Genomic DNA, 6,441 nt, shown 5'->3' on the forward strand with positions numbered 1-6,441 from the left:
GCGGGCCGCGCGGACCGCCGACGCGCGCAAGCCGGGCATCCCGGTGTTCACCCGGTACGCGTACGTGCACGAGCTGCGCGGCGACGTGACCACGGCCCGCCGCGTCCTCGAACAGGCCCTGTCGGCGGCCACCTCGCCGGGCGACATCGCGTACGTCGCCACCCAGCTCGGCCAGCTCGCCTGGAACCAGGGCGACCACAAGACGGCCCTCGGTCACTACGCGCGCGCCCTGGCCGCCGACGACGGCTACCTCCCGGCGCTGGAGGGCCGGGCCCGCGCGCGGGCGGCGAGCGGTGACCGCGCCGCGGCGATCAGGGACCTGGAGGCGGTGGTCGCCCGCTCCCCGCTGCCCGGCCCGCTGGTCGCGCTGGGCGAGCTGTACGAGGCGCGGGGCGCGGCCGGCGACCGGACGCGGGCCCGGCAGCAGTACGCGCTGGTCGACGCCTGGACCGCGCTCGCCCGCGCCAACGGCGTCAACGCCGACCTGGACACCGCGCTGGCCGCCGCCGACCACGGCGACCGGCGGGCCGCCCTGCGCGCGGCCCGTGCCGAATGGGCCCGTCGGCACACCGTGCACACCGCCGACGCGCTCGCCTGGGCCCTGCACGTCAACGGCCGCGACGCCGAGGCCCTGCCCTACGCCCGCCGGGCCACCGCCACCGGCTACCGCAGCGCCGCCTTCCGCTACCACCGCGGGGTGATCGAGCTGGCCACCGGCCACCGGTCGGCCGGCCGCGCCTCGCTCGCCGCGGCCCTGGCACTGAACCCCGGCTTCTCCCCGCCGGGCGCCGCCCGGGCCCGCGCGGCGCTGGAGGGAGCCGAGTGAAGCTCCGTCCGCTGTGCGCCCTGCTCGCCGCGCCCGCCCTGGCGCTGCTTCCGGCCGGCCCGGCGAGCGCGCACCCCCTCGGCAACTTCACCGTCAACCGCTACGACGGTCTGGTCGCCGCTCCCGGACAGCTCCGCGTCGACCATGTGGAGGACCTGGCCGAGATCCCGGCGACGCAGGCCAAGCCCGGCATCGAACGGCTGGGCCTCGGCGCGTGGGCCCGGCAGCGGTGCGCGCGGGCCGCCGCCGACAGCGGGCTCACCGTGGACGGGCGTACGGTCACCCTGACGGCCGCCCGCAGCAGCGCGCGCCTGCGCCCGGGCCAGGCCGGCCTGGACACCCTGCGCGTGGCGTGCCGGCTGACCGCCCCGCTCCCCCGCGCCGGCACGCTCACCCTCGGCTTCCGCGGCGCGGGCGCCGACGGCGGGCCCGGCTGGCGGGAGATCACGGCGCGGGGCGACCGGATGACGCTCACCGCGACCGATGTGCCGAAGGAGTCGGTCTCCCGGGAACTGACCGCCTACCCGCAGGACCTGCTGTCCTCCCCCGCGGACACGGGCACGGCCTCGCTGCGGGTGCGGCCCGGCGGACCGGCGCTCGCGGCGGACACGGAACGGCGGGCGGCCCCGGGCGCCGGCGTGCTCCCCCGGGGCGCCGACCGCTGGACCCGGGCCCTGGACGACCTCGTGGCCCGGCGCGATCTCACCCTCGGCTTCGCCGGTCTGGCCCTGCTCATCGCGGTCGCCCTGGGCGCGATGCACGCCCTGGCCCCGGGCCACGGCAAGACCCTGATGGCCGCGACGGCGGCGGCGCGCGGAGGCCGGGCCCGGCCGAGGGACGTGCTGCCGCTGGCCGCCTCGGTCACCGTGACCCACACCCTGGGCGTGGTGGCCCTGGGCCTCCTGGTCACGGCCGGCTCCGCCGCCGCGCCCGCGGTGATCTCCTGGCTGGGCATCGCCAGCGGCGCGCTGGTGCTGGCGGCGGGCGTCACCCTCGTACGCCGGGCCTGGCGCAACCGGGTGCGGGCGACCGCCGTGCCGCACGAGGGGGTGGAGCAGCGGGAGTTGGCGGCCGTGGGCGCCACCCATAGTGCCGTTCACCACCCTCACCTGCACCACCATGTCGAGCACACCCATGGAGGCCACACCCACTCCCACCCGCACACCCACGAGGGGCACACCCATAGCCACGGGGATCACCCGCACACCCATGGCGGTCACACCCACACGCACGGCGGCCACACCCACACCCACTCGACCGCTCCCACCCTCCGCGGCACGATCCTGCTCGGCTTCGCCGGTGGGCTGGTGCCGAGTCCGTCCGCCGTGGTGGTGCTGGTCGGCGCCGCCGCGCTCGGCAAGGCCTGGTTCGGGCTGCTGCTCGTCGTGGCGTACGGGGCGGGGCTCGCGCTGACCCTGACCGCCGCCGGGTTCGCCGTCGTACGGCTGGGCGCGGGGGCGGCCCGGGTGCTGGAGCGGCGCCCGCGCTGGACCGCCCACCCGCTGGCCGCCCTGGCCCGCCGCACGCTGCCCCTCGTGTCGGCGCTGGTCGTGCTGGCGCTGGGGATGGGATTGGTGCTCAAGGGGGCGGCATCCGCGTTCGGCTGAGGCGGAGACCCCGTCGACCGGGGCCTCCGCCTCACCTTCGGGCTCACCCTGAGGAGTCTGAGCGCACTGGGGAAACACTCAGAAGTCCACCCTGCCGGGCGAGCCCGTACGGGTCACGCGGCGTTGTTGAACACCGGCAGGTAACCGCCGGACTGGCCGGCGGCGGTGGGGTGGTACGACTCGCCGATGTTGAGCCAGTTGACGCTGTGCAGCCAGGAGTTGCCGGAGCAGATCTCGTGGCCGGAGAACGTGGTGCGGACGTCGCCGAAGACGAAGTTGTGGGCGGTGGCGCGGGCCTTGATGGCTGCGTCGATGTAGTCGGCGGCGCCGTTGATCGCGGATCGCTTGGTTTCCGAGAGGCCCAGGCACGACTGGCCGAGCAGGTAGAAGCGGGGGTAGCCGATGACGACCACCCGGGCGGACGGGGCTTTGGCTCTGATCGCGTTGTAGACGGTGTCGAGCTTGCCGGGGAGCGTGTTGGCGACGTACGCCTTGGCGGTGTTGATGCGGGACAGGCAGGTGCTGTCGGAGCTGGTCACACAGGTGGTCATCACGTCGGCGAAGCCGGCGTCGTTGCCGCCGACGGTGATGGACACCAGTGAGGTGGAGGAGTTCAGCGAGCCGAGCTGGCTCGCGAGCACGTCGTCCGTCTTGGCGCCGGAGCAGGCGTTGAAGGCGAACGAGGAGGGGCTGTGGGCGGCGTTCCACAGGTACGGGTACGCCTTGGTGCTGCGGTTGCAGCTGCCGCTGGAGCTGATGTAGCTGCCGGCGCCCACTCCGGAGGAGTAGGAGTCGCCGAGCGCCACATAGCCGCCGGCCGCCGCCGTCGAGGACGCCTGCGCCGAAGCGGCCCCGGTGAGACCGAGGCCGGCGGCGAGGAGGAGCGAGGTCACGAATCCGGTAAGTCGGGAACGTCTCATGGAACCTCCCTTTAGCAGGATCTCTGCCTCAACTTTCGTAGCAGCTACGCGTGTTGACCGGAAGTGTCCATGCCAAGACTTTTGTGATCTCAACAGGATCAACCCGAGATGTTCACTGCTCATATATTGCGCGCGCATGTCCGATGTGGTGACTTGCCGTCAACTCCACCCGACGCTGCGGACCGTGGCGAACATCTGTGCCCAGGGGGTCGTCGTCTTGACGGTCGCGCGCGGCTGCGCCACATTGAAGCCCGGCATCCGGCGCGTCGGGGGGCAAAGTCGCCAATGCAGACCTTACGCATCGAGACACCTTCACCGGGGGCAGGACCGGGGAGGGGCCTGTCACCGCTGCTCGCCGGGGCGGCGACCGCCGTCGCGGCGGCCGGCGCACTGCTCGCACTCACCGACACCGCTACGCCACTGCGCGGCCCGTGCACACTCTTCTTCCTGCTCATCGCGCCGGCCGCGGCGATCGCCACGGCGCTGCGCGGGCTGCGTCCCTTCGGCCGGGCGGTCACCGCGCTCGCGGGCGCGGTCGTCGTCGACATGCTGGTCGCCCAGACCATGCTGGCCCTGCACCGCTGGTCGGTCCGGGGCGGCGTGGCCGCGGTGGCGGCGCTGAGCGCGCTGATCCTGCTGGCGGCCGCGTCGACGGCCCTGCGTCAGGCGCGGATTTCCAAAAAACGCCCGCAAGGGTGAACAACATGGGCCAAGGTTGTGTAATGGCCAAACCACGGCAAACGTGAGGCAGCCGCCAGGTCTTGCCTCTATGGTTCAACCGTCAATACCGTCGTACATCTCACCCGCACCGGCGCGTCGCACACGGCCCCAGGGGAGGGTTCAGGGACCGCGGCGTTTCGGGCGCGGGGCGCGGTAGGGGGGTGCCGTGCTCGGTGACCGCAACGGTGACCGGGCCGTGCCGCGCGACCGGCTGCCGTCTTTTCCCGGCGGACCGGCCAGCTTTGCCAGCTCGTCAGCGGAAACGGAGATCGTCCCGGACTCAGGTCCACGGCTCGATCCGCCGTGCCCACGATGAGAACCCCCCTTTCGAACCGGACCCAGAGCCGGGCCGCCCGGGGGCGGGCGGTCCACCGGACGAGAGGGAAAAGACGCTCATGAGTTCCGTTGTGCGCCCGCCGAGTTCGGGGCAGGATCCCTTCCTCGCCGCCGACTTCCGGCCCATCTCCTCTCACCTGGCGATCACTCCGCCGGTGAGCGTGGTGATTCCCGCCATGAACGAGGCGGAGAATCTGCCCTACGTCTTCAAGACCCTGCCGGACTGGATACACGAAGTGGTCCTGGTGGACGGCAATTCCACGGACGACACCGTCGACGTGGCGCGGTCCCTGCGGCCGGACGTCAAGGTCGTCGAGCAGCGGGGCAAGGGCAAGGGGGATGCCCTGATCACCGGGTTCGAGGCATGCACCGGCGACATCATCGTGATGGTCGACGCGGACGGCTCGGCCGACGGCGGCGAGATCGTGTCGTACGTCTCCGCGCTGGTCTCCGGCGCCGACTTCGCCAAGGGCTCGCGGTTCGCCAACGGCGGCGGCACCGACGACATGACCTTCGTCCGCAAACTCGGCAACTGGGCGCTGTGCACCGTCGTCAACCGCAAGTTCGGCGCCCGGTACACCGACCTGTGCTACGGCTACAACGCGTTCTGGCGGCACTGCCTGGACAAGATCGACCTCGACTGCACCGGGTTCGAGGTCGAGACGCTGATGAACATCAGAGTGGTCAAGGCGGGGCTGAAGGTGCAGGAGATCCCGAGCCACGAGTACCTGCGGATCCACGGCACCAGCAACCTGCGGGCCGTCCGGGACGGACTGCGGGTGCTGAAGGTGATCCTGAAGGAGCGGTCCAACCGGCGTGACCTGCGCCGCCGCGTCCACCACTCCCCGCTGCTGCACACCGGGCAGGGAGAGGTCTCTTGACGGATCCCGGCATCTCCGTCGTGATCTGCGTGTACACCGAGGACCGCTGGGACGACATCCTCGCGGCGGTCTCCTCGGTGCGCGCGCAGTCGTATCCGGCGCTGGAGACACTCCTGGTCGTGGACCACAACCCGCCCCTGCTGGCCCGGCTGGCCCGCGTGTACGAGGAGAGCGACGGCGTGCGCGTCCTGGCCAACGCGGGGCCGCGCGGCCTCTCCGCCGGACGCAACACCGGCATCGCCGCCTCCCGCGGCGAGGTGATCGCCTTCCTGGACGACGACGCCGTGGCGGAGCGGGACTGGCTGCGCCACTTCGCCGCGGGGTACGCCGACCCGCGCGTGCTGGCGGTCGGCGGCCGTACGGTGCCCAGCTGGGCGTCGGGCCGGCGGCCGGCCTGGTTCCCGGAGGAGTTCGACTGGGTGGTGGGCTGCACCTACAAGGGGCTGCCGCCCGGCCGGGTCCGGGTCCGCAACGTCCTCGGCGGCAACGCCTCGTTCCGGCGTACGGCGTTCGAGGCGGCGGGCGGCTTCGCCACCGGCATCGGCCGCGACGGCGACCGCCGCCCGCTGGGCTGCGAGGAGACGGAGCTGTGCATCCGCCTCACCCGGGTCCGCCCCGACGCCGTGCTGCTCATCGACGACCGCGCGGTGATCCACCACCGGGTGCCCCGGCCCCGGGAGCGCTTCGCCTACTTCCGCACCCGCACCTACGCCGAGGGGCTGTCCAAGGCGCTGGTGGCCCGCAGCGTCGGCGCGGGCAAGGGCCTGGAGACCGAACGCCGGTACACCACCCGGGTGCTGCCGGCCGGGGTCGCCCGCGGCCTGCGGGACGCGCTGCTCCTCCGGCCGGGCGGAGCGGGACGCGCGGGCGCGATCATCGCCGGCACGCTGAGCGCCGCCGGCGGTTACGCACTGGGCAGCCTGCGGGCGAGACGGCACGGTACGACGTTCTCGGCGACACCGGCAGCACCGGTCCCACCGCCGGCACAGGCACCGGCCCACCACCCCGTACCGGCACCGGCCCAGCCACCGGCACGCACTCCGCTCCCGCGACCGGCGCAGGCCCCGAGCCGACCACCGGCACACCCACCGCTCCCACAGCCGACGCAAGCCCCGAGCCGACCACCGGCACACCCACCGCTCCCACAGCCG

5 protein-coding genes and 1 pseudogene are annotated in these 6,441 nt (G+C 73.3%); 5 read left to right on the plus strand and 1 reads right to left on the minus strand.

Annotated features, from left to right (window positions below):
- The coding region (locus CCN44_RS23760) for a tetratricopeptide repeat protein (protein ID WP_414820517.1) at positions 1 to 826 on the plus strand (826 nt) is incomplete at its 5' end.
- Positions 823 to 2,433, plus strand: coding sequence for a HoxN/HupN/NixA family nickel/cobalt transporter (locus tag CCN44_RS23765; RefSeq protein WP_086699365.1), 1,611 nt, complete (start codon positions 823 to 825; stop codon positions 2,431 to 2,433). The genes CCN44_RS23760 and CCN44_RS23765, both read left to right, overlap by 4 nt.
- A 113-nt stretch (positions 2,434 to 2,546) precedes the next feature.
- On the opposite strand, the gene CCN44_RS23770 is transcribed toward CCN44_RS23765, so the two are convergent.
- The gene (locus tag CCN44_RS23770; protein ID WP_059248486.1) at positions 2,547 to 3,353 is read right to left on the minus strand and encodes an SGNH/GDSL hydrolase family protein; all 807 of its coding nucleotides are present in this window, start codon (positions 3,351 to 3,353) and stop codon (positions 2,547 to 2,549) included.
- Between the two features lie 285 nt (positions 3,354 to 3,638).
- Between CCN44_RS23770 and CCN44_RS23775 the strand changes: the two genes are divergently transcribed.
- From CCN44_RS23775 to CCN44_RS23785, 3 genes and pseudogenes are all read left to right on the plus strand, one after another.
- Positions 3,639 to 4,052 (plus strand): hypothetical protein, encoded by a 414-nt coding sequence (locus tag CCN44_RS23775; protein WP_059248487.1) that lies wholly within the window; start codon positions 3,639 to 3,641, stop codon positions 4,050 to 4,052.
- Between the two features lie 416 nt (positions 4,053 to 4,468).
- Positions 4,469 to 5,290: a glycosyltransferase family 2 protein gene (locus CCN44_RS23780; protein ID WP_086699368.1), complete on the plus strand. Its 822-nt coding sequence runs from the start codon at positions 4,469 to 4,471 to the stop codon at positions 5,288 to 5,290.
- Positions 5,287 to 6,243 (plus strand): annotated as a pseudogene (locus tag CCN44_RS23785) (glycosyltransferase family 2 protein); the annotation flags it as partial. The gene CCN44_RS23780 and the pseudogene CCN44_RS23785, both read left to right, overlap by 4 nt.
- Positions 6,244 to 6,441: the final 198 nt, after the last annotated feature.

The sequence above is a fragment of the Streptomyces tricolor genome (assembly GCF_002155905.1).
Classification (GTDB): Bacteria; Actinomycetota; Actinomycetes; order Streptomycetales; family Streptomycetaceae; genus Streptomyces; species Streptomyces tricolor.

Coding starts and splice junctions, on each gene's coding strand:
- CCN44_RS23775 (WP_059248487.1), top strand. CDS start 3,639: ATGCAGACCTTACGCATCGAGACACCTTCACCGGGGGCAGGACCGGGG.
- CCN44_RS23780 (WP_086699368.1), top strand. CDS start 4,469: ATGAGTTCCGTTGTGCGCCCGCCGAGTTCGGGGCAGGATCCCTTCCTC.
- CCN44_RS23770 (WP_059248486.1), bottom strand. CDS start 3,353: ATGAGACGTTCCCGACTTACCGGATTCGTGACCTCGCTCCTCCTCGCC.